The sequence below is a fragment of the Rhizobium sp. 9140 genome (assembly GCF_900067135.1).
In the GTDB taxonomy this organism is placed as follows: domain Bacteria; phylum Pseudomonadota; class Alphaproteobacteria; order Rhizobiales; family Rhizobiaceae; genus Ferranicluibacter.
The window spans coordinates 598,041-624,147 of record NZ_FJUR01000001.1; the positions used below are offsets into that span (position 1 = coordinate 598,041).

At 63.2% G+C, this 26,107-nt stretch carries 23 protein-coding genes; 10 read left to right on the forward strand and 13 right to left on the reverse strand.

Annotation, left to right across the window (positions count from 1 at the left end):
• Window positions 1-85 precede the first annotated feature (85 nt).
• Together GA0004734_RS02750 and GA0004734_RS02755 are read left to right on the forward strand one after the other, a co-directional pair.
• Window positions 86-1,276: a divergent polysaccharide deacetylase family protein gene (locus GA0004734_RS02750; protein WP_092930992.1), complete on the forward strand. Its 1,191-nt coding sequence runs from the start codon at window positions 86-88 to the stop codon at window positions 1,274-1,276.
• A gap of 57 nt (window positions 1,277-1,333) precedes the next feature.
• Window positions 1,334-1,882 (forward strand): RNA pyrophosphohydrolase, encoded by a 549-nt coding sequence (locus tag GA0004734_RS02755; RefSeq protein ID WP_092930994.1) that lies wholly within the window; start codon window positions 1,334-1,336, stop codon window positions 1,880-1,882.
• Between the two features lie 100 nt (window positions 1,883-1,982).
• Here GA0004734_RS02755 and bfr read toward each other — a convergent pair whose 3' ends face one another.
• The 5 genes from bfr to GA0004734_RS26360 form a co-directional block, all read right to left on the reverse strand.
• Window positions 1,983-2,486, reverse strand: a complete 504-nt coding sequence (gene bfr, locus GA0004734_RS02760) for a bacterioferritin (RefSeq protein WP_092930996.1) — start codon at window positions 2,484-2,486, stop codon at window positions 1,983-1,985.
• On the reverse strand, window positions 2,452-2,763 hold the full coding sequence (locus GA0004734_RS02765; protein WP_092930998.1) for a (2Fe-2S)-binding protein: 312 nt from the start codon (window positions 2,761-2,763) through the stop codon (window positions 2,452-2,454). Before GA0004734_RS02765 ends, bfr begins: the two co-directional genes overlap by 35 nt.
• Window positions 2,764-3,203: 440 nt before the next feature.
• Window positions 3,204-6,797: an error-prone DNA polymerase gene (locus GA0004734_RS02770; RefSeq protein ID WP_092931000.1), complete on the reverse strand. Its 3,594-nt coding sequence runs from the start codon at window positions 6,795-6,797 to the stop codon at window positions 3,204-3,206.
• Window positions 6,794-8,320: a DNA polymerase Y family protein gene (locus GA0004734_RS02775; protein ID WP_245292471.1), complete on the reverse strand. Its 1,527-nt coding sequence runs from the start codon at window positions 8,318-8,320 to the stop codon at window positions 6,794-6,796. Before GA0004734_RS02775 ends, GA0004734_RS02770 begins: the two co-directional genes overlap by 4 nt.
• Window positions 8,271-9,275: an ImuA family protein gene (locus tag GA0004734_RS26360; RefSeq protein WP_245292322.1), complete on the reverse strand. Its 1,005-nt coding sequence runs from the start codon at window positions 9,273-9,275 to the stop codon at window positions 8,271-8,273. Before GA0004734_RS26360 ends, GA0004734_RS02775 begins: the two co-directional genes overlap by 50 nt.
• A gap of 171 nt (window positions 9,276-9,446) precedes the next feature.
• Between GA0004734_RS26360 and GA0004734_RS02780 the strand changes: the two genes are divergently transcribed.
• Window positions 9,447-9,881 (forward strand): metallopeptidase family protein, encoded by a 435-nt coding sequence (locus GA0004734_RS02780; protein WP_062477507.1) that lies wholly within the window; start codon window positions 9,447-9,449, stop codon window positions 9,879-9,881.
• Between the two features lie 28 nt (window positions 9,882-9,909).
• On the opposite strand, the gene GA0004734_RS02785 is transcribed toward GA0004734_RS02780, so the two are convergent.
• The 3 genes from GA0004734_RS02785 to GA0004734_RS02795 all read right to left on the reverse strand — a co-directional run bounded on the left by GA0004734_RS02785 (window position 9,910) and on the right by GA0004734_RS02795 (window position 11,713).
• Window positions 9,910-10,116 (reverse strand): DUF1737 domain-containing protein, encoded by a 207-nt coding sequence (locus GA0004734_RS02785; RefSeq protein ID WP_092931004.1) that lies wholly within the window; start codon window positions 10,114-10,116, stop codon window positions 9,910-9,912.
• A complete protein-coding gene (locus GA0004734_RS02790) occupies window positions 10,113-11,015 on the reverse strand; it encodes an HpcH/HpaI aldolase/citrate lyase family protein (protein ID WP_092935817.1) in 903 nt (300 codons plus the stop codon). The genes GA0004734_RS02785 and GA0004734_RS02790 overlap by 4 nt, the downstream gene beginning before the upstream one ends.
• Before the next feature lie 137 nt (window positions 11,016-11,152).
• Window positions 11,153-11,713, reverse strand: a complete 561-nt coding sequence (locus GA0004734_RS02795; protein ID WP_092931006.1) for a type 1 glutamine amidotransferase domain-containing protein — start codon at window positions 11,711-11,713, stop codon at window positions 11,153-11,155.
• Window positions 11,714-11,955: 242 nt separating this feature from the next.
• Here GA0004734_RS02795 and GA0004734_RS02800 point away from each other — a divergent pair, with 242 nt between their 5' ends.
• Both GA0004734_RS02800 and GA0004734_RS02805 read left to right on the forward strand, forming a co-directional pair.
• Window positions 11,956-13,188, forward strand: a complete 1,233-nt coding sequence (locus tag GA0004734_RS02800; protein ID WP_092931008.1) for a putative DNA modification/repair radical SAM protein — start codon at window positions 11,956-11,958, stop codon at window positions 13,186-13,188.
• Window positions 13,188-14,747, forward strand: a complete 1,560-nt coding sequence (locus GA0004734_RS02805; protein ID WP_092931010.1) for a UdgX family uracil-DNA binding protein — start codon at window positions 13,188-13,190, stop codon at window positions 14,745-14,747. The genes GA0004734_RS02800 and GA0004734_RS02805 overlap by 1 nt, the downstream gene beginning before the upstream one ends.
• A 23-nt stretch (window positions 14,748-14,770) precedes the next feature.
• Here GA0004734_RS02805 and GA0004734_RS02810 read toward each other — a convergent pair whose 3' ends face one another.
• The 4 genes from GA0004734_RS02810 to GA0004734_RS02825 all read right to left on the reverse strand — a co-directional run bounded on the left by GA0004734_RS02810 (window position 14,771) and on the right by GA0004734_RS02825 (window position 19,784).
• Complete coding sequence (locus tag GA0004734_RS02810) at window positions 14,771-16,015, reverse strand: M24 family metallopeptidase (RefSeq protein WP_092935819.1); 1,245 nt, start codon at window positions 16,013-16,015, stop codon at window positions 14,771-14,773.
• A gap of 40 nt (window positions 16,016-16,055) precedes the next feature.
• Window positions 16,056-17,507 carry an NAD-dependent succinate-semialdehyde dehydrogenase gene (locus tag GA0004734_RS02815; protein ID WP_092931012.1) on the reverse strand — a complete coding sequence of 484 codons (1,452 nt, stop codon included), beginning with the start codon at window positions 17,505-17,507 and terminating at the stop codon, window positions 16,056-16,058.
• A gap of 169 nt (window positions 17,508-17,676) precedes the next feature.
• Window positions 17,677-19,089 carry a sensor histidine kinase gene (locus tag GA0004734_RS02820; protein ID WP_092931014.1) on the reverse strand — a complete coding sequence of 471 codons (1,413 nt, stop codon included), beginning with the start codon at window positions 19,087-19,089 and terminating at the stop codon, window positions 17,677-17,679.
• A complete protein-coding gene (locus tag GA0004734_RS02825; RefSeq protein WP_092931016.1) occupies window positions 19,086-19,784 on the reverse strand; it encodes a response regulator in 699 nt (232 codons plus the stop codon). Before GA0004734_RS02825 ends, GA0004734_RS02820 begins: the two co-directional genes overlap by 4 nt.
• A 142-nt stretch (window positions 19,785-19,926) precedes the next feature.
• On the opposite strand from GA0004734_RS02825, the gene GA0004734_RS02830 reads away from it, so the two are divergent.
• The 5 genes from GA0004734_RS02830 (at window position 19,927) to GA0004734_RS25850 (ending at window position 24,677) form a co-directional block, all read left to right on the forward strand.
• A complete protein-coding gene (locus GA0004734_RS02830; protein WP_092931018.1) occupies window positions 19,927-20,997 on the forward strand; it encodes an ABC transporter substrate-binding protein in 1,071 nt (356 codons plus the stop codon).
• 277 nt (window positions 20,998-21,274) lie between these two features.
• Entirely contained in the window at window positions 21,275-22,219 is a 945-nt protein-coding gene (locus GA0004734_RS02835) for a Bug family tripartite tricarboxylate transporter substrate binding protein (RefSeq protein ID WP_092935821.1), read from the forward strand.
• Window positions 22,216-22,710 carry a tripartite tricarboxylate transporter TctB family protein gene (locus GA0004734_RS02840; protein ID WP_092931020.1) on the forward strand — a complete coding sequence of 165 codons (495 nt, stop codon included), beginning with the start codon at window positions 22,216-22,218 and terminating at the stop codon, window positions 22,708-22,710. The genes GA0004734_RS02835 and GA0004734_RS02840 overlap by 4 nt, the downstream gene beginning before the upstream one ends.
• A gap of 10 nt (window positions 22,711-22,720) precedes the next feature.
• Entirely contained in the window at window positions 22,721-24,238 is a 1,518-nt protein-coding gene (locus GA0004734_RS02845) for a tripartite tricarboxylate transporter permease (protein ID WP_092931022.1), read from the forward strand.
• Between the two features lie 277 nt (window positions 24,239-24,515).
• The gene (locus GA0004734_RS25850; RefSeq protein ID WP_092931024.1) at window positions 24,516-24,677 is read left to right on the forward strand and encodes a hypothetical protein; all 162 of its coding nucleotides are present in this window, start codon (window positions 24,516-24,518) and stop codon (window positions 24,675-24,677) included.
• Window positions 24,678-24,926: 249 nt separating this feature from the next.
• Here GA0004734_RS25850 and GA0004734_RS02850 read toward each other — a convergent pair whose 3' ends face one another.
• Window positions 24,927-26,024, reverse strand: coding sequence for a DUF475 domain-containing protein (locus GA0004734_RS02850; protein ID WP_092931026.1), 1,098 nt, complete (start codon window positions 26,022-26,024; stop codon window positions 24,927-24,929).
• Window positions 26,025-26,107: the final 83 nt, after the last annotated feature.

Below are 26,107 nucleotides of genomic sequence, written 5' to 3' on the forward strand. Positions count from 1 at the left end.
CCGGCCGAATCGCCTGAGGGCAAAGCTGAAGACATCGCTGCGATATTCCGGTTGGGAATGGTCCAGCTACCAGTGCAGGACGACTTTGGGGACGGATCTCAACGCACCGCTTGGCCAGAACAGGCGACCGGCAAAGACGAAGACGCCGCTCCGCAAGGGGCGGCTCTCGCTTGGTCTCTTCGCGGCGGCCATAGCCGGTGTGACCGTCTTTGCATTGGTGTCGCCCACGGGCCTTCTTCCTCCAAAGCCAGACATCGTTGCCGTCGTGCCGGCCGGCGAAAATCCCGATGAGACGACACAAGAAGCGGCGAAGGCGACAGCCCAGCCGATCCGCGAAACATCGTCGTCGGGCGCGACCGTGAACCGGACGCTCCTCAACGACGGCAATGTGGTGACCACCTATTCGCCCGGCAAGCGTGGCAAGGACGGTCCGGCCATTATCGAGGTCGGCCCAATGCGGGGCCAGGATCCGCGCATGGCGGCACAGCCGAACGACCTTCTGCTGGAAGACGCGCCGGAAGGCCGACTGCCGGTCGTCGGGCCGGACGGGCTGCGACCGATGGACCAGTATGCCCGCCCCTGGTCGGGGGCGCGCGGCACGCGGATCGCACTCGTCGTCGGCGGCCTGGGGATGAGCCAGACGGGGACGCAGAACGCCATCCGCACACTTCCCCCCGCCACCACCCTCGCCTTCGCCGCCTCGGGCAACAGCCTCCAGCGCTGGATGCAGGAGGCGCGCCGGACGGGTCACGAGATCCTGTTGCAGGTGCCGTTCGAACCTTTCGACTACCCGGCAAACAATCCCGGGCCACAGACCCTGCTGGTCGGAGACAGCGCCAAGCAGAACCTCGCCCAGCTGCGCGACGCGCTCGGCAAGATCACCAACTATACCGGTGTCATGAACTTCCTCGGCGGGCGTTTCCTGTCCGACTCCGGCGCTCTCGAACCGGTGATGCGCGATCTCGGACGCCGCGGGCTGCTGTTTCTGGATGACGGCACCTCGGCGCAATCGCTCACATCCACCCTCGGCGATGCGCTGGACGTCCCCTATGCTTTCGGCGACGTCGTGGTGGATACGCAGCTCGATCGCACCGCCATTCTGCGCAAGCTCGACGATCTCGAACGGATCGCCCGGCGCAACGGCACGGCGATCGGTACGGCATCCGCCTTCGACGTAAGCGTCTCCGCCATTGCGCAATGGATGGAAGAGGCAGAGAAGCGCGGCATCGAATTCGTCGGCGTCTCCGCGCTGGTGAAGGACACGAAGCGAAACTGAACCGATCCCCCCTCGTGCGCGCTGCAGGACAGCCGCCACACGTCTTGAGGACACCCGATGAGCAAGACCGGCAAGAACCCTCCCCTTCGCGCTGAAGACCTCCCCTACCGGCCCTGCGTCGGCATCATGGTGCTGAATAGCGACGGCCTTGTCTGGGCCGGGCGCCGCATCCCGATCGGAAACTCGGAATATGACGGGTCAGGCCAGCTCTGGCAGATGCCGCAGGGCGGCATCGACAAGGGCGAAAACCCGCTGGAGGCGGCAAAGCGGGAGCTCTACGAGGAAACGGGCATGCGTAGCGTATCGCTGCTGATGGAAGCACCCGACTGGATCAACTACGACCTGCCGGCCCATCTGATCGGCATCGGGCTGAAGGGCAAGTTTCGCGGGCAGACCCAGCGCTGGTTCGCGTTCCGCTTCGAAGGCGATGACCGCGAGATCGCCATCAACCCGCCGCCGGGCGGACACGAACCGGAATTCGAGGAATGGGCGTGGAAGCCGATGACCGACCTTCCCGGCCTCATCGTATCCTTCAAGCGGGAGGTCTATGACACCGTGGTCGCCACCTTCGGACATCTGGCAACGGAAGCAGCCCGCAAGGACTGACTACGCCAGTGTAGCGGCCGATGCCGGATCGGCTTGGCCTTGTAACCTGGAAGAAAAAAGGATGCGGCGAAAATGCCGCCGCATCCGATCAAAGCCTGTATCAGGCGTCTTCGCTGCCGACTTCGGCCTTGTCGGCGGAGGTCGCGTTCAGCTGGCCGTACTTCTCGGCGCCGATCGAATTGAACAGTTGCAGCTGGGTTTCGAGGAAGTCGATATGACCTTCCTCGTCGATCAGCAGCTGTTCGAACAGCTTCATAGAGACGTAGTCGCCGGCCGCGTGACAGATATCGCGCGACTCCTTGTACGAGGCGCGGGCGTCGTATTCGCCGGCAAGATCCGCCTCGAGGACTTCCTTGACGTTCTGTCCGATGCGCAGCGCACCGACGGTCTGCAGGTTCGGATGGCCATCGAGGAAGATGATGCGCGCGATGATCTTGTCGGCGTGATGCATTTCCTCGATCGATTCGGCCCGCTCCTTCTTGGCCAGGAGCGTATAGCCCCAATCCTCGAGCAGCCGGAAATGCAGCCAGTACTGGTTGACCGCTCCGAGTTCGAGATAGAGGGCTTCGTTAAGCCGCTCTATGACCCTTGTGTCGCCTTTCAAGATCCGCTCTCCTGTTTTCTTCGTGGAAATTTTTGAGACGGGTCATGAAATCAAATATTTGGTCATCCGTCGAGTGCCGTAGAGCATGATAGCGCTCGGTGGTCCGGATGATCAGATCGACGACATTGGGGAAACAGCCACAGCAGCGGCCGCGCTTGGCCATGGCATGATACACCTTCGCAGGAACGATCAGCTGCCAACAGTCTTCATCGAGAAGAGCGGTGATCGTGTCCTCGATCTCCTTTTCGGAGATGAAATTGCAACTGCAAACCAGCATGGCGTCTTGCCTGTTTTCGCATCCTCGCTGAGGCCAGCAGTAAACAAACAAGATAATTGGTGTCAAGAAAAAAGGCCGTGAGAAGAGTTGGTCTAGTTTAGAACAATTCCAAAGAGATAGAGGAAGAGAAACCGAAGTCGGATATCTGCCCATGAGTTGACGCTGACGGTGGGAGGTCGATGCGATCTCTCATCTTCGCGAACACGCGGGCAATCAGAAAGTCGATTCCGGCCACTTTGCGTAAGCGTTCCCGCCCAGACACGGGCACCCCTCCAATGACGTCCGCGGCACCTTGCAGACGGGAATATTTTCAAAAGATTTCGAGCGTCTCGAAACACATTTCAGGCCATTTTGGATGAAGCTGATGACGATATGCACGCCATCTGAAATAAATATGGGGACGCGTGCTTTTCTCGCCGGAGCACCTCCGAGAGTAGGTCTCAGTGAAAATTCCGGCCCTTCGGCATGACCTGCGCCGTCTCCATAAGTCCAGATTTGATTCGCGCCTCGAGGCGCGCGCGCTCCCGCTGGGCCTGATCCACCGCATTACCCTTCTGCCGCTGATCCACGGTCGGACGCAGCACCTCGTCCGCCCGTTCGTTGATGGCAAAGCGGCGGGCCTCGCCCTTCAGGAGCCCCAGCGCTTCGGTCATGTCCGTCATGCTCTCGGCAACGACGTGGATGACGCCATTCTGGCTTTGCAGGCGGCCGGTGACCTTGACCAGCCTTGCCCCCATGACGACAGCGCGGAACGTCTCGAAAACGGCCTTCCAGACGATGATGTTGGCAACGCCCGTCTCATCCTCGAGCGTCATGAAGATCACGCCCTTGGCGGACCCCGGCCGCTGCCGCACGAGAACGAGGCCGGCCACCATAACGCGCCGCCCGGGACGCAGGCCCGACAGCGCACGGCTCGCCACCACACCATCCCGCGCAAAGGCCTCCCGCATGAAGGAAACCGGATGGGCTTTGAGCGACAGGGACAGCGCCCTGTAATCGTTGACCACCTCCTCGCCGGCCGGCATGGTCGGCAGGCGCATAGCCGGATCCGCCCGGAGGTCCGCCTCCCCCGCTGCGGCAAAGAGCGGCAGGCGCTCGGCCGGCGCCCGCTCGTCGAGCGCCTTGATCGCCCAGAGCGCCCGGCGGCGATCGAGCCCGAGCGAGCCGAAGGCATCCGCATCCGCCAGCCGTTCCAGCACGCTCCGCGTCAGCCCGGATCGCAGCCAGAGATCGTGGATCGAGACGTAACCCTTGCCACGGCCGGCAACGAGCCTTGCCATATCGTCTTCCCGCAGGCCTTTCACCAGCCGGAAGCCGAGACGAACGGCATATGCCGTGCGGATGACGTCGCGCATCTCGCGATGCCGCGGATCGATCGCCCGACGGTCGAAGGCGCTTCGTTCCCCGCCATTCTCATCGCCCCGCCCCTGCAGTTCGTTGCCCTCCAGGATCGTCTCCCAGTCGGAGCGGTTGATATCCACGGCCCGCACCTGTACCCCGTGCTCGCGCGCATCGCGCACCAGCTGTGCCGGAGCGTAGAACCCCATCGGCTGAGCATTGAGGAGCGCCGCGCAGAAGATGTCGGGATAGAAGGTCTTGAACCAGCAGGAGGCGTAGACGAGCAGGGCGAAGGAGGCTGCATGGCTTTCGGGAAAACCGTATTCGCCGAAGCCCTTGATCTGATTGAAGCAGCGAACGGCGAAGTCTCGGCTGTAGCCGTTGCCGACCATGCCCTCGATCATCTTTGTCTCGAAGTTTGCGACCAGCCCGGACCGCCGGAAGGTGGCCATGGCGCGGCGCAACTGGTCGGCCTCGGCCGCCGTGAACCGTGCGGCCGTCATGGCGATCTGCATGGCCTGCTCCTGAAACAGGGGCACGCCCAGCGTCCGCTGCAGCACCGCCTTCAGCTCAAAGCTCTCATAGGGGATCGCCTCGCCCCGCAATCGGGCCTCCCGGCGCTTGAGATAGGGATGCACCATATCGCCCTGGATCGGCCCCGGCCGCACGATCGCAACCTCGATGACGAGATCGTAGAATTCCCGGGGTCGGAGCCGCGGCAGCATGCTCATCTGCGCCCGGCTCTCGATCTGGAACACCCCCACCGTGTCGGCCCGGCAGATCATGTCGTAGACAGGATTGTCGTCGTTCACATAATCGAGCTCGGTATCGTAGACCTCTGACAGCAGCATCTGCTTGCCGTAATGGGTCTCCAGCATCCGGAACGCCTTGGCGAGACAGGTGAGCATGCCGAGCGCGAGAACGTCGACCTTAAGGATCTTCAGCGTATCCAGATCGTCCTTGTTCCACTCGATCATGTAGCGGCCGGGCATGGCCGTCGGCATGATCGGCACGACCTCGTCCAGCCGGTCCTGCGTGATGACGAAGCCGCCGACATGCTGGGAGAGGTGTCGCGGCATGTCCATCAGCCGTCCGGCATAGGTGAACATGCGCATCACCGTCGGGTCGGCGAGATCGAGCCCCGCAGCCTTTGCCTGCTCGTCGGTAAAGGACGACGTCCACCAGCCCCAGATGGAGGCGGCGAGCGCCGTCTGCACATCCTCGGAGAAGCCGAAGACCTTGGCCACCTCGCGCCCGGCCGAGCGCGCCCGGTAGCTGATGGCGGCGGCGGCGATGCCGGCATGCTCCTTGCTATAGGTATCGTAGATGAACTGGATCACCTCATCGCGCCGCGCATGCTCGAAATCGATATCGATATCCGGCGGCTCGTCGCGGTCCATTGACAGGAACCGATCGAAAAGCAGGGTAAACTTGACCGGATCGACCTCCGTCACATGCAGGCAGTAACAGACGGAGGAGTTGGCCGCAGATCCGCGGCCCTGGCAGAGGATGCCTTTGTCTCGCGCAAAGGTCACCAGCCGATGAACGGTCAGAAAATATGGTTCGTACTGTTTCCTGGCGATGAGATCGAGCTCGTAGGCGATTTTCGTTTCCACAGACTCCGGCACGCCCTGCGGATATCGCCGGGCCGCCCCTTCCCGGACCAGCCGCTCCAGGGTCTGCGCCGAAGTCTCGCCCGGACCCGCTTCCTTCGGATAATTGTGCTTCAGCTCGTCGAGCGTGAAATCGAGCGTCCGGAAGAAGCGCTCCGTATTGGCAACCGCCTGCGGGTAGCGGCGGAAGATGCGGACCATCTCGGCCGGCGCCTTGAGAAAACGTTCGGCATTGACCTGTAGCCGAAAGCCCGCCTCCGCGATCGTCACATGCTCTCGGATGGCCGTCATGACATCGGCCAGGGGACGGCTGTCGGGGGAATGGTAGAGCACGTCGTTCGTGGCGATGAGACGAACGCCCGTGCTATGGGAAAGCGCCGCGAGCGCCGCGAAATCCTGCGCATCGAACCCATCATAACGGGGCGTCATGCCGAGGAAGAGCCGACCCTTCATGAGAGGTTGCAATGTCCGGAGCGTATCGCCGAGCGTCTTCCAGTCACGGCCCTCGTTCCCTTGAAGGCCATTGCCCGTTTCAGCATCGGAGACGTCTGCATGGGGTCCGTCAGCCACCGCGTGCGGATCGGCCTGAACGGTCTTATGCCCGCTATCGCGGGTGCGCCCCTTCATTACGATCACCTGCAAATGTTCCTGCCATGTCAGGAGATCGGAGAGGAAGAGGGTGCAGGTACCCTTATGGTCGGCACGCAGATTGCCGGCGCTCAGCAGGCGGCAGAGATGCCCCCATCCCTGCCGGTTGCGCGGATAGGCCAGCATATCGGGCGAACCATCGGCAAAAACGAGGCGTGCGCCCGGCTGGAAAGGAAATTTTTCCTCTCTCGCTTCGGCATGAACCCGAACGACGCCGGACAGCGTGTTGCGGTCCGCAATCCCCAACCCCTTGAGACCGATCCGCTTGGCGGTGACCACCATCTCCTTGGCGCCCGAGGCGCCGCGCAGGAAGGAGAAGTTCGTGCAGGCACCCAGTTCGAAAAACGTCGGCGGCTGAGCTTTGGACGACCCGCGACCCGCGTCCGTCAGCCCTCTTCCGAACTCGCGGCCGCTACCGGGCTTAACGCCGGTCATGCGAAAATACCGTGCATGAACCAGTCGGGATGCATCCGTTCGCGCTGGAAGAGGCCATTGCGAAACATCCAGAAACGGCGACCGGTCTCGTCCTCGATGCGAAAATAGTCACGCGTCGGTGCATCCTCACCGTCGATCCACCACTCCGCGGCAATGCGCTCCGGCCCTTCCGCCCGCGCGACCCTGTAGGCTGTGCGTCGCCAGAAGAACCGCTCCGGCGCGCCGTCGGGAACATCGGCCGCGGGAACCTCCACCCGTTCGGGATGGATCAGAAGGCGGAGCGGCCGCACGGGCACGATCGGCCATTCCTCCGCCTGCAGCATCTTTGCGGCGGGAACGACGGCATTGCCTGCCGGCTGCAGGCTCGCTGCGCGCTCGGGGATGTGGCTCGCGGCAAGAACCACGATCGAAAGCACATCCTCTCCGAAGCGGGCGATAACGCGATCGGTGAAGTCGGCAAGCGCCCGGCTCTGGTCCGGACGGCCGGAAAAATCGTCCTGGATGGATGTGATCGGCTCGGCTTTCAGGACGCAGAGCCGCAGGATCTCGAAACCGTACCCGGCATCCAGATCGTCATGCACCGCCGCCAGCCGCTCCTTGTAGAGCGCCGTGATGCGCTTCGGATCCCGCACCGGTGACGAGGTGCCGGCAAGCAGCCGGAACACCTTGCCATCGACGCGAAAGAGCAGGAGCTCGAACTGGCGCCCGCCCTCTCCCCGCTCCTCCAGCGTGGTCTTGAGGCCCGCGGCAAGTTGCAGCGCCAGCCCGAGAATATCGTCCTCGCCGGAGACCGGCGAGAGCAGCCGGCGCTCGACCGAAAGCTCGGCCACCGGCCTGCGCGGCGACAGGGGCTCGTCGTCATGTCCGAGCGCCTGGTCGAGCCGGAGAAAGACGAGCGGCCCGAAGCGGCGCGCAAGTGCTGCCCGGGGCGCCTCCATGAGATCGGCGACATGGGTCAGGCCCAGCCGGATCAGCGTGTCCGTCACCGTTTCCGGCAGCCGAAGCGCCGTCACCGGCAGGGGGCCGAGCGCTGCGGCCTCCTCTCCCGCCTCGATCACGTTATCATCGGAAAGCCGCGCACTGGAAAATCGCGAGAGCGCCCAGGCAAGACCAGGCGATGCGGCAATCGCCCCGCGCGCCTCGACGCCGAGCTGGAAGAGGCGCGACAGGACATCGTCGAGCAGCGCCTTTTCCCCGCCATGCAGATGCGTACAGCCGGTGATGTCGAGCGCCAGCCCATCGGCACCGGCATAGGCGACCAGCGGCGTATAGCGATCGCACCAGTCGGCAAGAGCCGAGAGAAAAGCCTTGTCGGCGGCAGGATCGGCCGGCAGCACGTCGATCTGCGGATGCATGGCGCGGGCTTCGGCCACGCCCTGTCCCCGCTTCAACCGCAGGCGCTCGGCCACGCTGTCGAGCGCCACGATCCGCATGGCATTCTCGACCTTGTCGGAAAATACGACCGGCGGGTGGTCAGGACGCCCGTTTGAAAGCCACGACGCGCCCCACCGCCGGCGTGCCACCCGGTCGGCCGACAGATGCGGAAAGGACAGGGACAGAATCCGCTGCGTTGGCCGGAAGAGGGACGGCGACGGGGTCGAGAGGGTAGAACCGGCGCGCATGGGAACTCCATTCAAGGTAGGCATCGACAGGGGAAAAAGCCCGCGTCTTCTCGGCAACGACGTGAAAGGCGGGATGCCCGATGCCGGTCGAAAGCATCGTGCCATCGGGCAGCATGAATGGGGCGGCGGGGGCGGGACGGACGAGAAGGCGCAGATGCGCGCTGCTCGCCTCCTCCTCGCCCGCCTGCCGGAGCAGAAAGATCGGAACGCCGCTGGCGACCGAGCGCAATTGCAGCCGCCGGCTTTCGGGAAGCCCGAGACGCGCCGGATTCCCGCGGATCTCCAGAATGACGGCGGAAAACACGGAAAACCCGAGCGCCGCCTCGGCAATCCACAGCGCCTGCTGGAGGTTGCGAGGCCGCGAGAAGAGCGCTGCACGCAGATCGATCCCGAGAAGCGAAAGGCCGACACCGTAAGGCTCGCCGGCCTCTTTTCCCGCCATGGTCTCGGAGATCCAGAGGATGGGACCGAGTTCACCGAGGGCTTTGCGCCGCGTCTGGTAGAGCGCGGCAAGACCGAGCGTAAACCCCGTGGCGGCACCGGCATCGCGCGTTTCCGCCACCCGTATTTCGCTCAAACCCTTCAGCGGCAGGCCGCCGGACATCGCATGGTCGAGGTCGGGAACGCCGAGCGGCAGCACGTCGTCTTGCCCGCGCTCTCCGGCCCTGCACTGCTTGGCCCTCTGCCCGGCAACATCCTGCCCGCCGAGAGACCGCGCGGACGCTGAAAATCCCGCACGCTCGCCCTCCGTCTCGAAGGTGGGACGACAGGAACCGGATGGCCTGTCTCGTTCCAGTCGGGCAATGGCGTCGCGCAGGGCGAGCACCGTCTCCCGCGGCACAGCGTTTTCAGCCATGGCAGTCAGCTCCTATTCGTTCCTGATATGTTCTTATTGATTCCAGAGCTTCAAAAAAGAGTCAACGCAGTTGGGAAAAGATTCCGCAGTTTCTGCACAATCGCCTTACATTGCGAATTGCTTCTCGAAATGAACCGGGAAATGGCTATATAAAAGGGACAAGGAGTATCCATGGCCCGGATTGACCAAAGCGACGATTGGCGGGAACGTCATGCGCCGACCATCAGCACGTTCGAATCCCTGACGCTGGAAGCCTATGGGCATCTTCCCGAGGAATTCCGGCTGCTGGCCACAGACCTCATCATCGAGATCGAGGATTTTCCGGATGACGACGTGTTCGAGGACATGGCGCTGGAAACGCCGTTCGATCTGCTGGGTCTGTTCGAAGGGCGGGGTATCGGCGAGCGTTTCACCATGGAAACCGGCACGATGCCGAACCGGATCACGCTCTATCGCCGGCCGATCCTCGATTACTGGGCCGAAAACGACGAGACGCTGGGCGACATCATCACCCATGTGCTGATCCACGAGATCGGCCACCACTTCGGCCTGTCGGATGACGATATGGAGCGTATCGAGGCGAGCGTGGAGCATGTCGGCGGGTAGGAGCCCGCCGCACGCGCATGGCTGTCGCCTATTGCTCGGACAGCTTCATATCCGGCACGTAGTCCTTGCCTTCGACATCCTTCACCACGGCCTGACCGCACTGCATGACCTGTGCATCGGCATTGAAGGTGTAGGTCGGCGAACCATGGAGATGCCAGCCCTTGTTGAGGGCGGCCGTTACCTTATGACAGAAGCTCGCATCGTCAGGGCCGGTGAGAAAGCGGTAGAGTTTCATAGCTGCATTCCTTTGTTTCTGATGGCCTCGACCTTTGCAAGACAGGTCATCGCCTGTTCGAGATGCAAGGCTTCGACCATTTTGCCCTTGTGGACGATGACCGACCTGCCTGCATTGTCGGGTTCAGCAAAAGCCGCGACGATCTCCAGAGCCTCCGCCTCATCCTGAACGGAGGGGCCGAAGGTGGAATTGGCCGGCGCGATCTGCTGCGGATGGATCAGCATCTTTCCATCGAACCCCATGTCGCGGCCGGCGGCGCATTCCTGCGCGAAACCCTCGGCATCGCCGATATCGTTGAAGACGGCGTCGAGAACATCGAGCCCGCTGCCACGTCCTGCAAGCAGGATCTGCATGAGCCAGGGCACGAGGTAGCCTCGCCCGGGAAGGGCGGCGACACCGGTTTCCTTGCGCAGATCGTTGAGGCCGGGAATGAGGCAATCGAGCCGCCCGCCACGCGTGCGTCCGGCCTCGGCGATCGCCGCCGCATTGAGAACGCCTCTCGGCGTCTCGATCATCGCCCAGAGCCGCAGATCTTCCGGACCGTTGCCCTCATCCAACCCTTCGGCAATGTCGAGAATATCGCGTGGCCCTTCCACCTTCGGCAATAGAACGGCATCGAACCGGCAGGCGAAAAGCGCTTCGAGATCCGCCTCGCCAAAACCCGAGGCAAGACTGTTGATACGGACGATCCGCTCGATACCGGGCGCAACATCCGCCAGATGGCGCACCAGCGCATGGCGCGCATCGGCCTTGCGCTCCGGAAGCACCGCGTCCTCCAGATCGTAGATCACGGCATCGGGCGAAAGGCTCGACACTTTGGCAAGTGCGCGCTCGTTGTCGGCTGGAACGCAGAGCACCGAGCGACGGAGACGGACGGGATGGCGATCGGACAGGGACATCATGCCATGTTGTGCCTGTCTCATCTCATCTTCGCAAGTCTCACGCGACATGTGAGAATGCTCCTGTCGCTCGACACGAAAAAACCGGCCCCATCGCTGGATGGAGCCGGTCGAAGATGTCATGCGGAAAAAGGGCCTTAAGCGGCCTTGCGGTCGTGACGGCCTTCTTCCACTTCCTCGACGATCTTCGCCACGAAGGCATCAAGATCGCCGGGGTTGCGAGAGGTGATGATGCCCTTGTCGGTCACCACGGCCTCATCCGACCACAGACCGCCGGCATTGACGACATCCGTCTTGATCGACTTGAAGGACGTGACCTTCAGCCCCTTAACCGCACCGGTTTCGACCAGAAGCCAGGGCGCATGGCAGATGGCCGCGACGACCTTGCCGGACGACACGAAGTCGCGGACAATTCGCAACGCCTCGTCCTCGACGCGCAGCTTGTCCGGGTTGATCTGGCCGCCCGGCAGAACGAGCGCATCGAAGTCCTCGATCTTGACGTCCCTGGCTTCGAGATCGACGTCGATGCTGTCGCCCCAGTCCTTTTCGTCCCAGCTCTTGATGCTGGTCTTGCCGATCGAGGCGATCTTCACCGTCGCGCCCTGCTTTTTCAGGCTGTCATAAGGAACGCGCAGTTCTGACCGTTCGTAGCCGTCCGTGGCGAGAATGAGAATTTTGGATTCGGCAATGGAAGGCATGAGCCTGCTCCTTATTGTCTCTGGTCTTGTCTGGGATGATCCCCAACCTCTCGGGTCGGCGATATCAGACGCGAATGTCATGACGGGTTCGCCATCTTAACGAGGCGCCCCCACCGATCGTTCCGAAAAACATCGGTGACATTGCCAACAACCTGATCCGAGACAGGCTGAAGATTCGAAAACCGAAACCATCAACGCACATAACATTGACGCGCGCAGCAAAAGAACATATGTAGAACACCATGAAGAAATCGCTGAAAGAGCGTTTGGCCATCCTTTCGGATGCCGCCAAATACGATGCGTCCTGCGCCTCCAGCGGAACGACGAAACGCAATTCGTCGGCCAGCGGCGGTCTCGGCTCCACGGAGGGATCCGGCATCTGTCATGCCTATGCGCCGGACGGGCGATGCATTTCTCTGCTCAAGATCCTGATGACGAATTTCTGCATCTACGACTGCGCCTATTGCATCAACCGGTCGTCCAGCAATGTGGAGCGTGCACGCTTTTCGGTCGAGGAAGTGGTCTGGCTGACGCTCGAATTTTATCGCCGCAACTATATTGAAGGTCTGTTCCTCTCGTCCGGCATCATCCGCTCGTCGGATCACACGATGGAGGAGATGGTGCGCATCGCGCGGGAGCTGCGCGTCACGCATAATTTCCGCGGCTATATCCATCTGAAATCGATTCCCGAGGCGTCCCCGGCGCTGATCGAGGAAGCTGGACTTTATGCGGACCGCCTGTCGATCAACATCGAGTTGCCGACGGACGCCGGACTGACGCGCTATGCGCCGGAAAAGCGGCCGGACGGCATTCGCAAATCGATGGGCGATCTTCGCCTGAAGATTGAGGAAATGCGCGACCCGACGCTCCAGACCAAACGTACACGACGCTTTGCGCCCGCCGGCCAGAGCACGCAGATGATCGTCGGAGCCGACCAGGCAAACGACAGCGTCATTCTCGGCACCAGCGCGCGGCTTTACGGCAGCTACGGCCTGCGCCGCGTCTATTACTCCGCCTTCAGTCCCATTCCGGATGCCTCCCGCAATCTGCCCCTCGTCAAGCCGCCTCTGATGCGCGAGCATCGGCTCTATCAGGCCGACTGGCTCTACCGCTTCTATGGCTTCGGCATCGACGAAATCACGCGCGACCAGCCGGATGGCATGCTCGACCTCGATCTCGATCCGAAGCTTGCCTGGGCGCTTGCCAACCGGCAGCGTTTCCCCGTGGATATCAACAAGGCGGATCGCGAGATGCTTCTGCGCGTACCCGGTTTCGGCACGAAGATCGTCCGCGCCATCCTCACCGCCCGCCGGCACCGGACCTTGCGGCTGGAAGATCTCGCCCGTCTAAAGGTCTCGCTGAAAAAGGTGCAGGCCTTCATCATCGCGGAGGGCTGGACCCCCTCGCGCCTCATCGACCGGCCGGACCTGCGCACGATGTTCGCACCCAAGCCGGAACAGCTGGTCCTTCTCTGATGCCGCCACCGGGCATTGAGAGGCAAACCGTCACGCTCGACGGAAAGGGCGATTTTGGCGAATGGCGGGAGGCCGCACGCCGGCTTCTGGTCGCGGGAACGCTGCCGACAGAAGTGGACTGGCGCGAAAAGCACGAAACCACCGATCTGTTTGCCGCTCCTGTGCCGGCGCGGCCGAACGCAGAAGGAAAACCGGAGGGACCACGTGAGATCACTGTTCCCCGCGCCTTCATGACGCTGGCCGAAACCGTGATCTGCCACTCCGATCCCGGACGCTTCACGCTTCTTTATCGCACGCTCTGGCGCCTGCAGGCCGAGCGCAACCTGCTCGACATCGTTTCCGACGCCGACGTCGTCCGGCTCCATGCCATGGAAAAATCCCTGCGTCGCGACAGCCACAAGATGAAGGCCTTCGTGCGCTTCAAGGAGATCGGCGCCAGCACATCCACAACAAGCACATTGACGGCGGACATCATGGAGGTGATCGCCCGTCCCGCCGCTCTGGAGGCGAGCGGCATCCCTATCGGTCGCCGGCGATTTTTCGCCTGGTTCGAGCCGGATCATTTCATCGTCGCCCGCGTTGCTCCTTTCTTCCAGCGGCGCTTCACCGACATGGACTGGATCATCGCCACGCCAAAAGGATCCGCCGCCTGGGATGGAACCACGCTGACGGTGACGTCCGAGCCGGCGGACGACCCCAAGCTGACCGATGATGCAGACACGCTGTGGCGCACCTATTACAGCAACATCTTCAATCCGGCGCGGCTGAAGGTGAAGGCGATGACGTCGGAAATGCCGAAGAAATACTGGAAGAACCTGCCCGAAGCCGACCTTATCCCCGGTCTGATCGCCGGTGCCGAGGAAAAGGTTCGGGCGATGGCGAAACAAGCGATGAAGGACCCGCCGGCCTTTCACGCGAAGGTACGCGAGGCCGCCATGCCGAAGAGCGAAGAGAACACCGCCATCCCCGGCACGCTTGAGGCCGCGCGGGCGGAGGCGCGTAACTGCACCCGCTGTCCGCTCTCCTGCAAGGCGACGCAGACCGTATTCGGCGAAGGCCCTGACGATGCGAAACTCATGTTCGTCGGCGAGCAGCCGGGCGATCAGGAGGATCTCGCCGGCCGGCCTTTCATCGGCCCGGCCGGCAAGATGTTCGACACGATCGCCGGCGAGGTCGATCTCGATCGCAAGACGGCCTATGTCACCAATGCGGTGAAGCATTTCAAATACGAGCCGCGCGGCAAGCGCCGCATTCACCAGAAGCCCAACATGGGCGAAATCCGTGCCTGTCGCTGGTGGCTGAAGCTCGAACTCGACCTGATCCGACCGAAACTCGTGGTCGCGATGGGCGCAACGGCGCTGACCTCCGTCATGAACCACGCAGAGCGCCTGGCCGACTACCGCAGCCGCAAGGTCGATCTCGACGACGGGCGGGCGCTCTACACGACGGTTCACCCCTCCTACCTCCTGCGCATCCCCGACGAGGGACGCAAGCGCGAGGAGATCGACCGTTTCCGCGAGGATCTTCAGGCCATCAAGAGCCTTAACGACACACTATAGAGCCGGCTATGCGGTAGCCGGCGTCAGACAGAAACCAATTCCCATGGCAGGCTGTTCATCACCTCATGGCCATCCGGCGTGATCAGCAGCTGGTTCTCGATGATCATCCCGCCGACGCCATCGATATACCAGGGCGTCTCGAAGGCGACGACCATGCTGGGCTCCAGCACGACGCTGCTGGTGGCGGAAAAGAACGGCCATTCCTCGCTGCCAAGCCCGGCACCGAGACCATGGCCGAAATGGCCGCGGCTGAAACCCGGAAAGCCCGCTTTCGCCATGGCAGCTGTCGCTGCCGCATGCACCGCCCGCATCTCGACACCGGGGCGGATATGCGAGAGACCGGCTTCGAATGCCTGAGACAGCGCATCGAACAGCCGGTTCTGGACTTCCGAGGGCTTGCCGCAGACGAAGCTCCGGCCGGTATCCGACGTATAGTTTTGGACAAGACAACCGACATCGACCTTGATCAGGGAGCCCACCTCGACCACCCCACCCCGCGACCAGGGATTGGCACCGACGGACACATATTCCCACCGGCCCGTGAGATTGCGGATATCCCGCTCCCGCGCAGCAGCCTGCACCGCCGAAATCCAGACCTCAGCCAGCCCATCGCGCGTCTGCCCCGGGGTGATCGCGGCAGCCAGTGCACCGATCCCGATCTCGGCGAGCGTGACGGCCGTTCGCAGATGGGCGATCTCCTGCGCCGACTTCACCATTTTCAGCCGGCGAAGCACGTCGCTGCCATCGACCAGCCGGCAACCGGGCAGGGCCGCCGACAATGCGGCGAAATCCGAAACCGAAAGGCTGTCGAGCTCGACGCCGACGCGGGCGCTGCTAAGCTTACGAGCCGCCAAGAGATCGCCGGCGAGGCGAAACCCGAGTGCGGCGTCGAACGTCTCCGGCCGTGCGAAGCCGGCCGGGCGGCCCGAGCCTGCCCACGCGGCGGCAATAAGATCGGGCAGAGGCTGGGACGGATCCTGTGGCCGCACATCCGCCGTTTCCACCCAGAGCGGATGGATGCGGATATCGGTCACGTCGCTCGTTGCGCGAAAACTTTCTTCGAAGAGATCGCTGACCACGGCGCAGATGGGGACGCCCGGATCGGCGGGAACGAGGGCCGCAACGGCGCCGGCCCGCCGCCACATCGTGCCGACACCGGGGCTTGCACCCGTCGCATAGGTAAAGCATTCCGGCGTGAGCAGCAGCAGCGCATCGAGGCCGGCCGCGGCCATCAGCCGTGCCGCCCGGTCCCTGTCGAGATACGCCATATCGGTCTCCATTCGCCCGGGCTTCGTTGCAGTCTATGCGCTAGATATTGCCCATGCAGAGATATTTCATGTCGAGGTAATCCTCCATGCCGTGCCGCGACCCTTCGCGGCCGATCCCCGACTGTTTCAGCCCGCCGAACGGCGCGGCCTCGGACGACATGCGGCCGGTATTGATGCCGATCATGCCGTAGTCCAGCGCCTCGGCCACCCGCCAGACTTTCCGCAGCTCGGTGGCGTAGAAATAGGCCGCAAGGCCGTAGATCGTGTCATTTGCCTGATGGATGACGTCCTCGACGGTCTCGAACCTTATGACCGGCGCAACCGGGCCAAACGTCTCGTCGCAGGCGACCAGCATGCCGTGATCCACATGGGTCAACACCGTCGGCGCGAAGAAGGTTCCGGTCTCGCCAACCCGACCGCCGCCGCAGAGCACCTGCGCGCCCCTGAGAACGGCATCCTCGACATGATGCGCCACTTTGCACAACGCCGCCTCGTCGATCAGCGGGCCTACCGAAACCGAGGGCTCGAAGCCATCCCCGACGCGCAGGTCGGCGACATGGGCCGCGAGCTTTTCGGCAAAGGTGTCGTAGACTGCGGACTGGACATAGATGCGGTTGGCCGAGGTGCAGGTCTGCCCGGCATTGCGGAATTTCGCCTGCACGGCGCCATCCACCGCGGCATCGATATCCGCATCGTCGAAGACGATGAACGGCGCGCTTCCACCAAGTTCAAGGCTCACCTTCTTGATCTGGTCGGCGCATTGCCGCATCAAAAGCCGCCCGACTTCGGTGGAGCCGGTGAAGCTGATCTTGCGCACCTTCGGATGTGTGCAGAGCTCATAGCCAACCGCCTGCCCCTCGCTGGCAAGGACGAGCTGGAACACGCCATCGGGAAAGCCGGCATCGAGCGCCAGCCGATGCAGCGCGACGGCCACCAGCGGCGTCTGTTCGGCCGGCTTCAGGATGACGGGGCATCCCACGGCCAGCGCCGGCGCGACCTTTCGCGCCACCATGGAGGCCGGAAAATTCCACGGCGTGATCGTGCCGACAATGCCGACCGGCTGCTTGATGACGAACATCCGCCGGTCCGTAGAGGGTGCTGGAAACGTCTCGCCATAGACGCGCTTTGCCTCCTCGGCATACCATTCGATATAGGCTGCGGCATGCTGCACCTCCGAGCGCGCCTCGCTCAGCGGCTTGCCCATTTCGGCGGTCAGGATAGCGGCGAGATCGTCGATATGCGCGAGAACGAGATCGTGCCAGCGCCGCATGCGCTGACTGCGGTCCTTGGCGGGCAGCCCCGCCCAGGCCGGCTGTACCAGCGCCGCCCGCTCGATCGCCGCACGTGTTTCCGGCACGCCCATATCCGGCAGGGTCGCCAGCAGAACGCCGGAAGAGGGATTGCGAACCTCGAACGTCGCACCCGTTACCTCGGCCTCGGCAAGGATCCGCGGATCCTGGAGATGACGGGTAAGGTCCGATGTGACACGCATGGCAGGCTCCCGGGTCGAGGCATTTCCCCGTCGCGTCAGGCGTTCCAATGCTGCGGGAAGAAGGCTCTGGACATTGCCGCGATTGCCCCGACATGACCAATGAAATCCGCTGATCGGATGACCACGCTCGCGAATGAAAAGGGCGAATGATCGAATGTGCGAACGATCGTCAGGCGTCGATGGCTACAGCGGGAAACACCACCCGCGCCCTCAGGCCGCAGCCGATCCCGCGCTCATCCATCACCGCCGGCCCGAGCGAGAGACACCCCTCGAAGCGAACCGCGATCTCCTCGACGATCGGCAGCCCGAGCCCGAGGCCCGGCGCCTCGCTCTCGCCGCGGGCGAAGCGCTGGCGCACGGCGGACAATCTTTCCGGCGGAATTCCCGGTCCGTTGTCCTCCACATCGAGCCGGACGAGGCCCGGATCGCACCCGACTCTCACCGTCACCTCGGCACCCTGTCCGGCATAGGCGAGGGCGTTTTCCACGAGATTGCGCAGGAGTTCGCCGATCAGCAGCGGTTCCGCGGCGATGAAGGCCGTTCCCTTGCCTTCGAAGCCGAGATCGATACCGGCATCGGCCGCGCGGGGCACGTATTCCGCGGTGATCTCCCGCGCGGCCATCGTCAGGTCCATCGGTGCGGGTGCCGTGGGAGATCCCGATCCCGTCGCATCGATCTTTGCCAGAAGTAGCAACTGCGCAAGAATCCGTTCCGCATGACCGACGGCCTCGTCGCTGCGGGCGATGAACGTCTTGATGTCCTCCGGCTTTTCGGACCGGGCCGCGAGCGCGAGCTGCGTACGCACCACAGCAAGCGGCGTCCGCAACTGGTGGCCCGCATTTCCGGAGAAATGCCGCATGGCATCGAGCGCCGATTGCAGCCGCACCATGAAGGAATTGACCGTCTCGACCAGCCCCTCCACCTCGCGCGGCACGGATTGCCGGATCGGGCGTAGATCGTCCGGACTGCGCTCTGCAATGGCGTCACCCAGCCGGTAGAGCGGACGGAGCGATAATGTGACGGCGATCCAGACGATGGCGGCCGCCCCGAAGATCAGGAGGAACAGGCGCAGTGCCGAGCGAAACAGCAGCGCTCGGGCCAACTGCTGCCTCGCCACCGTGGTTTCCGCCACCGTCACGACGAAGGGTAAGGAATTGATCCCCGTCGACGCCGAGCGTTCCAGCGCGGCAATGCGGATCGGCTCGCCGCGATAGTCCGAATCGAGATAGACGGCCTGCCGCCCCTGCATTTCGGCAATGCCCGGCAGCGTCCGGTAACCGGTGATGAAGTGGCCGGGCGGCCCGTCGACCCGGTAGAACACCCGGTCCTGCGCTGCCGAGGTCAGCATTTCCAGCGCGACATAGGGCATGTCGACCTCCAGCGTGCCGTCCTCGGCAACGACCACACGGTCGGCAATCGCCAGTGCCGATCCCGCCAGCACGCGATCGGACACGCTGTTGGCCGTTTTCACCGCCTCGCGATACGTGTCGCCGAGCGCGATGATGCCGATCACAGCGGTGGCCGCCAGCAGCCACGCCAGAAGCCGCCTGCGCAGCGAATGCGCCGCCCGTACGCCGCTCATGCCATGTCCGGAGCAGGGTCGGCCGGCGCCGGCGCCTTGTCGAGATAATAACCGATGCCGCGCGCCGTGCGCACCGTTAGCCCATAGGGTAACAGGCGCTTGCGCAGGCGGCTGACATATTGCTCGATGGCATTGGGGCTGAGGTCGTCGTCGAAGGCCGTCAACGACTGCATGATGGCGTCCTTCGCCACCACCTTCCCGGCCCGCATGAACAGGATTTCCAGAAGCCCCGTCTCCCGCAGGGGAATGTCGATGGGGATGCCGTCGGACGAAAAGGTCCGCGAGGTCAGATCCAGCGAAACCGCGCCGAAGGTGACCATGGACGAGCGCAGGCCCGCCTGCCGGCGCAGAAGAACACGCACGCGCGCCTCGAACTCGCCGATGTCGAAGGGCTTGATCATATAGTCGTCGGCCCCGAGATCGAGCCCGCGCACCTTTTCCTCCGCACTCCCCCGCGCGGTCAGGATCAGCACGGCCGACCGGTTCTGCCGCGCCCGCATGGAGCGCAGCACGTCGAGCCCGTCCATCTCGGGCAGGGTCAGATCGAGGATCACGAGGTCGAACCGCTCGGTTGCCGCCGCCGCATCGGCCGAAGCACCGTCGCGCACCACGTCCACGGCATAGCCGCTGCCGCGCAGGATGGCGGCAAGCCCTTCCGACAGGACCTTGTTGTCTTCGACCAGAAGAATTCTCAAAACGTGGCGGCTCCTCGACCGGGGCGATCCTAGAATAACTCCCGGTACGGACAAAACGATTTTCGACCATCGATTTGGAATTGCAGAGGAAGCCGGCTTGGCCACGCTTGTGCGAAGGCCACCGCTGGCGCACACTCCGCCGATGTTTCGCCTCGCCGCAGCCCTTCTCCTGTCTCTCGCCGGTCCAATCGCTGCTGTTGGCGCGCCCGATTTTTTTCCCGCACGATCCGGTAGGGCGGATGCGCCGGTGCTCAATGTCTATTCTTCGCTGGACGATCCCCTGGCGCAGCCGCTGATCAACGGGTTTCAGGCCGCCAATCCCGACATTGCCGTTCGCCATGAAAACATGCTGACCGGCGAGATCTACGACCGGATCGTCCGGGAGACGGATGCCGGGCAGAAGACGGCGGACTTCGCCTTTTCCTCGGCGATGGATTTGCAGGTTAAGCTGACCAATGACGGCTATGCCCAGCCGAGCGAGCTGCCCCTCACCCGCTCCTGGCCGGCCTGGGCCAAGTGGCGCAACACCGCCTATGCCCTGACCTTCGAGCCGGCCGTCTTCGTCTACCATAAGCCGAGCTTCGCCGGCACCGAGCCGCCCTCCACCCGTGCGGAGTTCGTGCGTTTCCTGCGCGAAGCGGGCGCTAAAGCCCAAGGCCGTATCGGCACCTACGATATCGAGCGTTCGGGCGTCGGCTTCCTGTTCATGGCGCGCGATCAGGAGCAGTTCGGTGACATCTGGTCGGTGATCCGCGCCATGGGCGAGGCCGGGGTCAAGCTCTATGCGACGAGCTCCGATATTCTGGAGCGGGTCGCCGATGGCCGCTTCCTGCTCGGCTACAACATCGTCGGCTCCTATGCGGCCGACTGGGCCGAACATCATCCCGATCTCGGCATCATCCTGCCGACCGACTATACCGTGGTCATCTCCCGGATCGGCCTCGTGCCGGAGGCCGCCGCTGCACCGGAACTTGGACGGCGCTATCTCGAATTCTTCATGTCCGCCGAGGGTCAGTCGATCATGGCGCGCGAGCTTCATATCGCCGCCGTCAATCCGGACGTGGCCGGCGACAATACTGCGAGTACGTTGCAGGACATTCTGGGCGCGCAGCTGCGTCCCGTTCCGGTCAGCCCGGGCTTGATGGTCTATCTCGATCAGGTAAAGCGCGCACGTCTCATCGCCCGCTGGAGGGACGTGCTAGGCCTTCCCTGAGCCTTGATCCGCTGACAGAGACCAAAGCTCCCGCAAAATCAGGCACGATTGGCCCGAGTTATGCACGGGATGCAGGGATGTCAGGTTGATGTCAGCTTACTATGGTGGCTTAGTGGTGTTCGTCAGCCGTGGAGGCGGTGACGAAGCGGTGCGGAGGAGTGTCTCACCCAAAACGGCCCGAGCGAAGATCCTTCGATCTCACGCGCGCCTGTTCCACATGCTCCTCGCGTCAAGAATTGAAACAAAGCGCGCAAACGCGCTGACGGAGGACGTCACCTTGAAACAGTTTCTCATTGCATCCCTGATCGCCGGTGCCATGGCGCTCCCAGTGGCCGCTGCCGACTACACCATTATTGCACCGGCCAACCCAGGCGGTGGCTGGGACCAGACAGCGCGCTCCATGCAGACCGCCCTGCAGCAGGAAAAGATCTCCGGCAATGTGCAGGTGCAGAACGTGCCCGGCGCCGGCGGCACCATCGGTCTCGCCCAGTTCGCCAGCCAGTCGGCCGGCAACCCCAATGCTCTGCTTGTCGGCGGCTACGTCATGGTCGGCGCTATCCTCACCAACAAGTCGCCGGTGTCGCTGAGCGAAGTCGAGCCGATCGCCCGCCTGACCGGCGAATATGAAGCCATCGTCGTTCCCGCCGAATCGCCGCTGAAGACCATGGGCGATCTCGTCGAGGCGCTGAAAAAGGATCCGGGTTCGGTATCCTGGGCTGGCGGCTCGGCTGGCGGCACGGACCACATCGCCGTTGGCCTGATTGCCAAGGCAGCCGGCGTCGACCCGACCAAGATCAACTACATCGCCTTTTCGGGCGGCGGCGAAGCACTGGCCGCCATCCTCGGCAACCAGGTCACCGCAGGTATCTCCGGCTATGGCGAATTCGAATCGCAGGTCAAGTCCGGTACGCTGCGCCTCCTCGCCGTCTCCAGCGCCGAGAAGATCGCCGGCGTTGACGCGCCGACACTGAAGGAAAGCAACCTCGACGTAGTCGTGCAGAACTGGCGCATGGTCGCCGCTGCACCCGGCCTGTCTGCCGAACAGAAGGCCGCCGTCACCGCCGACGTCGAAAAGATGGTGAAGTCCGCCTCCTGGCAGGAAACGCTGAAGACCAAGGGCTGGCAGGACACCTACCTGTCGGGCGACGCGTTCAAGGAGCAGCTCGCCAAGGACGTCTCGGCCACCGAAACCATCCTTAAAGACATCGGTCTCGTTCAATGAGCGAACTTTCGCGCACACAAAGCGCAACCTCGCGCCGCCCCGATAGGGCGGCGCTTGCCGTTGCGGTCTTCCTCGGCGGCCTTGCCGGCCTGATCTTCTGGGATAGCTCCCGCCTTTCGGCTATGGCCAATTACTCCAAGATCGGCCCTGCCACCGTTCCCTTCGTCATCGCCTGGTGCCTTCTCGGCCTTGCAATCTGGACGGCCGTCGCCGCCTTCCGCAGCGAATTCCCGGTGCGCGAACGCCAGGAAATTCCGCCCGTCGCATGGATCGTCGGCGGCCTTGTCCTGCAGATGTTGCTGCTGCGCATCGCCGGCTTCTCGATTGCTACCGGCCTGCTCTTCGCATTCACCGCCGCGGGCTTCGGCCGGCGCAAGCTGTGGATCACCATTCCGGTCGGCATCGCGCTCTGTCTCGCCGTCTGGCTCATCTTCGCCGGTCTCCTGCAGCTGTCGCTGCCGGCAGGGCCGCTCGAACACCTCTTCTTTTAAGAGAGCGTCCATGTCGACATTCGAATTCCTGCTCCAGGGCATCGCCATTGCCATGCAGCCGATGAACTTGCTCTACGCGCTGGTCGGCGTGACGCTGGGCACCGCAGTCGGCGTTCTCCCGGGCATCGGCCCGGCACTGACGGTCGCGCTGCTGCTGCCCGTGACCTACCGGCTCGATCCCGCGGGATCGCTGATCATGTTCGCGGGCATCTATTATGGCGGCATGTATGGCGGCTCCACCACGTCGATCCTGCTCAACACGCCCGGCGAAAGCGCCTCTATCGTCACGGCGCTGGAGGGCAACAAGATGGCCCGGAAGGGCCGGGGCGGACCCGCGCTTGCAACGGCTGCCATCGGCTCCTTCGTCGCCGGCCTCATTGCCACCATCGGCTTGGCATTCATCGCACCCTTCGTGGTCAAGGTGGCGCTGGTCTTCGGGCCACGCGAATATTTCGCGCTGATGGTTCTCGCCTTCGTCACCGTATCGTCCGCCTTCGGGGATTCCACACTGCGCGGGCTGACCTCGCTCTTCATCGGCTTTGCCCTTGCCATCGTCGGCATCGACCAGCTGACCGGCCAGGCCCGTATGAGCTTCGGTGTGCCGGATCTGCTCGATGGCATCGAGGTGACGACGCTCGCCGTCGCCCTCTTCGCCATCGGCGAGACGCTCTACATCGCCGCACAGGGCGCGACGGGGCCGGACAAGGTTGAGGCCGTCAAGGGATCGGTGTGGATGACCAAGCAGGACTGGGCACGTTCCTGGAAGCCCTGGCTGCGCGGTACGTTGATCGGCTTCCCGATCGGCGCCATGCCGGCCGGTGGTGCCGAAATCGGCACCTTCCTCTCCTACGCTACCGAAAAGCGATTGACGAAGCATCCGGAAGAATTCGGGCATGGTGCGATCGAAGGTGTCGCCGGACCGGAGGCCGCCAACAATGCGTCCGCCGCTGGCACCCTGGTGCCGCTTCTGACGCTCGGCCTGCCCACAACGGCCACCGCCGCCATCATGCTCGCCGGCTTCCAGCAATACGGCCTGCAGCCAGGCCCGCTTTTGTTTGCGACCAACCCCCAGCTCGTCTGGGGCCTCATCGCCTCGCTGCTGATCGCCAATTTCATGCTGCTCGTCCTCAACCTGCCGCTGGTGGGCCTCTGGGTAAAGCTGCTGACGATCCCGAAGCCCTGGCTCTATGCTGGCATCCTGCTGTTTGCGACGCTCGGCACCATCGGCGCCAATCCGTCCGTCTTCGAACTCGGCATGCTGCTCGGCTTCGGTCTCCTCGGCTACATCATGCGCATCCTCGGTTATCCCATCGCGCCTGTGGTCGTTGGCCTTATTCTCGGGCCGCTTGCCGAACAGCAGCTCCGTCGGGCTCTGGCCATCAGCCAGGGCGATCCGAGCGTGCTCTTCACCTCGCCGATCGCAGCCGTGCTGCTGACCATCGCAGCGCTGGCCCTGATCGTACCGTTGATCCTGCGCGCGCGCGGACGCGGACAGGTGCTCTCGCAACTGGCCGCCAGCGAAGACTGATCCGAGGCTTCATCCCGGATAATATGGAATGGCCGGATGCTCCCTTGGGACGCCCGGCCAATCCCATTTTCGGCTTGCGATGGTGATCCTATAATCGGTTTAATTCCGACGATACTTGTCTCCGCAAACGTCTTAACGGGGCCGTGGCAAAGTAATATCTTCTTAAGACATCCGTATTGCTTGCCACGCATGGCTGCAATGAACACTTGTGCATTGTGAAAGAGGCTCCGGAGGCCCATCTTCAGGTCACAGAACATGAGATCAGGAGACGAAGACAATGACCAGCAAGCGTAACATTTTCGGCCGTGCCTTTGCCGTTATCGGCGCTGCATCCGCAGCCGCAGCAGCCATCGAAGGCGGCCGTCGTCCGCAGGCCCGCGACCTCAACACCCTCGGCATCGACCCGACCAGCTTCCCGGCTCCCTATCGCCGCGGCTGATACGACGCTACTGCCGACAGGTCGTCGCAGTAAAAGATTTCGCTTGGGATCATTCATCCCGGGCTGCAAAAAGCCCGCAGGTCCATGACGGACCGGCGGGCTTTGCTTTTGGGGGATGGTGCGTAGACGAGACGTCCCTTCCCACCAAGCCCACCGTCTCGGTCACAGCCTATAAAAAAGCCGCGGTCCTTTCGAACCGCGGTCTGTCTGCGAGAAGATGGCCGGCGATCTTCGCCGCCAGCCTCGAAATCAATGCGGGGCGACAGCGTCGGCCCCGAGCGGGTGGTGCTTCTTGTTGTACCGGATGGACGACCAGAGAGCGATGCCGATCAGCGTTGCGCCGCCGAGACCGGTGATGACCTCCGGGATATGGACCAGCGTCTGGACGTACATGATCACGGACAGGATCAGGATTGCGTAGAACGCGCCATGTTCCAGGTAGCGATATTCCGCAAGCGTGCCCTTCTCCACCAGCATGATCGTCATGGAGCGCACATACATGGCGCCGATGCCGAGACCGATGGCGATCACGAAGAGGTTCTGCGTCAGCGCAAAGGCGCCGATGACGCCGTCGAACGAGAAGCTGGCATCGAGCACTTCGAGATAGATGAACGCGCCGAGGCCGCCCTTCGCCGCTTCGCTCATGGTCTTCTGCGAGGCGTCGAGCAGACCGCCGATGACTTCCACCACGAGGAAGGTGACAAGGCCGTAAATGGCCGAGAAGACGAAGGTCGTGCTCTCGATATCCGGCGTTGCCGCATCGTCCGGAATCAGCGCGGAGAAGGCGAGGATCAGGATGAGGACGAAGGCGATTTCGACGCCCTTGATGCTGGCCGCCGCCGACAGACGCTTCTCGATGAAGGAGATCCAGTGGATCTTCTTGTCATGGTCGAAGAAGTAGGACAGGCCGACCATCATCAGGAAGGTGCCGCCAAACGCTGCGATCGGCAGGTGTGCGTCGTTCATGATGCGCGCATATTCGTCGGGACGTGCGGCAGCGAGAATGATGGCATCGACCGGGCCGATACCCGCCGCGATCACCACGATCAGCAGCGGGAAGACGATCCGCATGCCGAAGACGGCGATGAGAATGCCCCAGGTCAGGAACCGCTGCTGCCAGATCGGCGTCATGTCCTTGAGCTTGTTGGCATTGACGATGGCGTTGTCGAAGGAGAGCGAAATTTCGAGCACGGCGAGGACCGTGCAGATGAAGAAGACGGTCGCCATGCCGCCGATCGTACCGGTCTCGTTCCAGCCGAGCCAGGCGCCGAGCGCAAGACCGAGGCCGGTGACGATGAAGGCCCAGGTGAAATAGCTGAGCGTCGATGTCTGGGTGGAGGTGTTCATGCGCCCGCCCTCCCGCTGGCAGCGACGTTCGCTCCGGTGCTGATCGGAGCAGGAGTGACAGAAAGCGATGCCATGCCCGCATG

Excerpts from the sequence above, each read along its gene's own strand:
- GA0004734_RS02840 (WP_092931020.1), top strand. The coding sequence starts at position 22,216 with ATGAGCGAACTTTCGCGCACACAAAGCGCAACCTCGCGCCGCCCCGAT.
- GA0004734_RS02850 (WP_092931026.1), bottom strand. The coding sequence starts at position 26,024 with ATGAACACCTCCACCCAGACATCGACGCTCAGCTATTTCACCTGGGCC.
- GA0004734_RS02790 (WP_092935817.1), bottom strand. The coding sequence starts at position 11,015 with ATGTCCCTGTCCGATCGCCATCCCGTCCGTCTCCGTCGCTCGGTGCTC.
- GA0004734_RS02815 (WP_092931012.1), bottom strand. The coding sequence starts at position 17,507 with ATGCGTGTCACATCGGACCTTACCCGTCATCTCCAGGATCCGCGGATC.
- GA0004734_RS02795 (WP_092931006.1), bottom strand. The coding sequence starts at position 11,713 with ATGCCTTCCATTGCCGAATCCAAAATTCTCATTCTCGCCACGGACGGC.
- GA0004734_RS25850 (WP_092931024.1), top strand. The coding sequence starts at position 24,516 with ATGACCAGCAAGCGTAACATTTTCGGCCGTGCCTTTGCCGTTATCGGC.
- GA0004734_RS02780 (WP_062477507.1), top strand. The coding sequence starts at position 9,447 with ATGGCCCGGATTGACCAAAGCGACGATTGGCGGGAACGTCATGCGCCG.
- GA0004734_RS02770 (WP_092931000.1), bottom strand. The coding sequence starts at position 6,797 with ATGACCGGCGTTAAGCCCGGTAGCGGCCGCGAGTTCGGAAGAGGGCTG.
- GA0004734_RS02810 (WP_092935819.1), bottom strand. The coding sequence starts at position 16,015 with ATGGCGTATCTCGACAGGGACCGGGCGGCACGGCTGATGGCCGCGGCC.
- GA0004734_RS02845 (WP_092931022.1), top strand. The coding sequence starts at position 22,721 with ATGTCGACATTCGAATTCCTGCTCCAGGGCATCGCCATTGCCATGCAG.
- GA0004734_RS02755 (WP_092930994.1), top strand. The coding sequence starts at position 1,334 with ATGAGCAAGACCGGCAAGAACCCTCCCCTTCGCGCTGAAGACCTCCCC.
- GA0004734_RS02765 (WP_092930998.1), bottom strand. The coding sequence starts at position 2,763 with ATGCTGGTTTGCAGTTGCAATTTCATCTCCGAAAAGGAGATCGAGGAC.
- GA0004734_RS02820 (WP_092931014.1), bottom strand. The coding sequence starts at position 19,089 with ATGAGCGGCGTACGGGCGGCGCATTCGCTGCGCAGGCGGCTTCTGGCG.
- GA0004734_RS02785 (WP_092931004.1), bottom strand. The coding sequence starts at position 10,116 with ATGAAACTCTACCGCTTTCTCACCGGCCCTGACGATGCGAGCTTCTGT.
- GA0004734_RS02800 (WP_092931008.1), top strand. The coding sequence starts at position 11,956 with ATGAAGAAATCGCTGAAAGAGCGTTTGGCCATCCTTTCGGATGCCGCC.
- GA0004734_RS02830 (WP_092931018.1), top strand. The coding sequence starts at position 19,927 with ATGTTTCGCCTCGCCGCAGCCCTTCTCCTGTCTCTCGCCGGTCCAATC.
- GA0004734_RS26360 (WP_245292322.1), bottom strand. The coding sequence starts at position 9,275 with ATGGCTGAAAACGCTGTGCCGCGGGAGACGGTGCTCGCCCTGCGCGAC.
- GA0004734_RS02805 (WP_092931010.1), top strand. The coding sequence starts at position 13,188 with ATGCCGCCACCGGGCATTGAGAGGCAAACCGTCACGCTCGACGGAAAG.